At 67.6% G+C, this 3,032-nt stretch carries 3 protein-coding genes; 1 reads left to right on the top strand and 2 read right to left on the bottom strand.

From position 1 onward, the window contains the following. Positions 1-498, bottom strand: a 498-nt coding sequence (locus RMO97_RS09505) for a class I SAM-dependent methyltransferase (protein WP_310540617.1), incomplete at its 3' end; no start/stop codon positions are given. Between the two features lie 194 nt (positions 499-692). After that, positions 693-2,231 carry an acyl-CoA synthetase gene (locus RMO97_RS09500; protein ID WP_310540616.1) on the bottom strand — a complete coding sequence of 513 codons (1,539 nt, stop codon included), beginning with the start codon at positions 2,229-2,231 and terminating at the stop codon, positions 693-695. 144 nt (positions 2,232-2,375) lie between these two features. Between RMO97_RS09500 and RMO97_RS09495 the strand changes: the two genes are divergently transcribed. After that, positions 2,376-3,032, top strand: a 657-nt coding sequence (locus RMO97_RS09495; RefSeq protein ID WP_310540615.1) for an enoyl-CoA hydratase-related protein, incomplete at its 3' end; no start/stop codon positions are given.

Below are 3,032 nucleotides of genomic sequence, written 5' to 3'. Positions count from 1 at the left end.
CGTGCGCGGGATGGCGTCCGGGGTGCAGTTGAAGGCCACGTCGCGGATGTAGATCCGCCCGCCGGGCTTCAGGGCGTCGCGCATGCGGGTGAGCGCCACCGCCTTCCACATGTCGGGCAGGTGGTGCAGGGCGTTTTTGGTGATGATCAGGTCCAGGTCGCCAGAGGCCGGGAAGGTCAGGAAGCCGCCGAGCTCGAAGGTGATGTTGGTCACCCCCATCTCGCGGGCGCGGGCCCGGGCGGCGCCCAGCATGATGTCGGAGACATCGATGGCCCGGACCGAGCGGGCCATCCCGCCGGCCGCGCAGGCCAGGATGCCGGTGCCGCAACCGATGTCGGCCAGGGCGGTCTCGCGGGTCACCCCCAGCCCTGAGAGCAGGGCGCGGTCTGCGGCTAGGTCGCCGCCCTGGCGGGCGTCATAGGTCGCGACCTGGACGTCGTCCTCGAAATCGAGGCCGACCTGCTTGAGGTCATCATACCACCAGTCGGGTTGGGTCATGTCTGTCTCCATCTTGGAACGCGGATGGAGAAGGGGCTGACCGATCCATCCGCAGGCTTGCGGGGGATCGGTGAGCGAAGAGGTCTGTCTAGACTCGCGCGCGCCCCATCCCCGGAGAGGGATTGGCTACGTTCTGGGCGAGGCGGGTCCGGAGGCTCATGCTGCAGCCAGACTACACCTTATGCGGTGGCGGTCTAGACGATCTTGGAGCCTTCCTTGCCCCAGTAGGCGTCGCGGATCAGGCGCTTGTAGAGCTTGCCGGTGGGGTGGCGCGGCAGTTCCTGCATGAAGTCGAGGATGCGCGGCGACTTCACGTGGGACAGGTTGGCCCGGCAGAAGGCCATAAGCTCGTCCTTCAGGGCGTCGCCGGCCTCGGCCCAGTCCATCGGCTGGATGACCGCGGCCACCTGTTCGCCCATCTCCTCGTGCGGCGCGCCCACCACGGCGGCGTCGGCCACCTTGGGGTGGGTGATCAGCAGGTTCTCGAGCTCCTGCGGATAAATGTTCACCCCGCCGGAGATGATCATGAAGCTCTTGCGGTCGGTGAGGTAGAGGAAGCCCTCCTCATCCAGCCAGCCCACGTCGCCCAGCGTCGTCCAGCCCAGCTTGTTGGTGTTCTCGGCGATCTTGTCGGGGGCGTTGTGATAGGTCAGAGGCGCGCCGCCGGCGAAATAGACCGTGCCCTCGCTGCGGGGCGGCAACTCCTCGCCCTCCTCGCCGACGATCTTGGCCTGGCCCATGATGGATTTGCCAACCGTGCCCTTGTGGGTCAGCCAGTCGTGCGGGCCGACATAGCAGAAGCCGTTGCCCTCCGACCCGGCGTAGTACTCGTGGATCACCGGGCCCCACCAGGCCAGCATCTGTTCCTTCACGGGAATGGGGCAGGGGGCGGCGGCGTGCACGGCCGAGCGCATGGACGAGACGTCGTACCGGGTGCGCACCTCCTCCGGCAGCTTCAGCATGCGCACGAAGTGGGTGGGGACGAACTGGCCGACGTCGACCTTGTACTTTTCGATGAGGGCCAGCATCGCCTCAGGATCGAACTTCTCCATCACGATGACCGTGCCGCCCAGCTGATGAACGGCCATGCACCAGCGCAGGGGGGCCGCGTGATAGAGCGGGGCGGGCGAGATGTAGACACTGTCGGACTTGAAGCCGAACAGGCCGGCCGCGAGGTTCGCCACGCCGCCGGGCTCGTCGATCGGTCCGCCGGTCAGGGGCGGCTTGATGCCCTTGGGACGGCCGGTGGTGCCCGACGAGTAGAGCATGTCGCGGCCGGCGGTCTCGTCGGCCACAGGCGTGGCGGGCATCTTGTCCCGCGCGGCCTCGAAGCTCTCGTAGGGCGCCCGTGCGTCCCCCACCATATAGAGCCGCACAGCCGGCAGCAGAGTCGGAAGCTCATCGATCACCGGGCCGACGCCGGCCGAGGTCACCAGCAGCTTCGCCGCGCAATCCTTCATGATGTAGTCGACCTCGCCCGAGGTCAGCTTGGACGAGATGCAGGCGTAGTAGAGCCCCGAGCGCTGAGCGGCCCAGGCGATCTCGAAGAACCTGGGGCTATTGTCCATCAGGATGGCGATGACGTCCCCGGTCACGAGGCCCAGGGATCGGAAGAGTTGCGCGCCCTGGTTGGAGCGGTCGTCCAGCTGCCTGTAGGTCACCGTCTCCCCGGGTCCCGCCATGATGTAGGCGGCGCGGTCGGGGTGGGTCTTGGCGTGGGTGGCCGGATGCATGGCGGGTCCTGAAAACTGGGGCCCGGACGCCTTTGCGGCGCTCCGGACCTCCTCCCAAACTATCGTTCTTGATCCGACGATGCGGTGCTTGACGGACCGTCCGTCAAGCGGTGCGAACTGAAGAAAATCAGGGAGGAAGAGACGATGGCCACGCAGACTTTCGAGACGCTCGCCTATGCCGTCGAGGACGGGATCGCCACCATCACGCTGAACCGGCCCGACAAGCTGAACGCCTTCAACACCCAGATGATGAAGGACATGATCGCGGCCTTCGACGTCACCGACGCCGACGATGCGGTCAAGGCGGTGATCGTCACCGGCGCCGGGCGCGGCTTCTGCGCCGGGGCCGATCTGTCGGGCGGCGCCCAGACCTTCGACTACGACGCCCGCGGCGGCGAGGACAAAGAAGCTCGCACCCGCGACGGCGTGCAGCGGGACGGCGGCGGCCTGTTGACCCTGCGAATCTACGAGAGCCTCAAGCCGGTGATCGCCGCCGTGAACGGTCCGGCGGTGGGGGTGGGCGTCACCATGCAGCTGCCGATGGATATCCGCCTGGCCTCGACCGAGGCGCGGTTCGGCCTGGTCTTCGCCCGGCGCGGCCTGAACCCCGAGGCGGCCTCGTCGTGGTTCCTGCCCAAGGTGGTGGGAATCCAGACCGCCCTGGAGTGGTGCTATACCGGCCGCATCTTCTCGGCGCAGGAGGCCCTGGACAAGGGCCTGGTCCGCTCGCTGCATGCGCCCGAAGATCTGCTTCCGGCGGCCCGCGCCCTGGCGCGCGAGATCGCCGACAACACCGCCCCG

Source organism: Phenylobacterium sp. (genome assembly GCF_031425575.1).
Lineage (GTDB): Bacteria > Pseudomonadota > Alphaproteobacteria > Caulobacterales > Caulobacteraceae > Phenylobacterium.
This window is presented reverse-complemented; position numbering and strand designations above follow the sequence as displayed.

Bases quoted from the DNA above. Each gene is read 5' to 3' on its own strand.
- RMO97_RS09500 (WP_310540616.1), bottom strand. From the start codon at position 2,231: ATGCATCCGGCCACCCACGCCAAGACCCACCCCGACCGCGCCGCCTAC.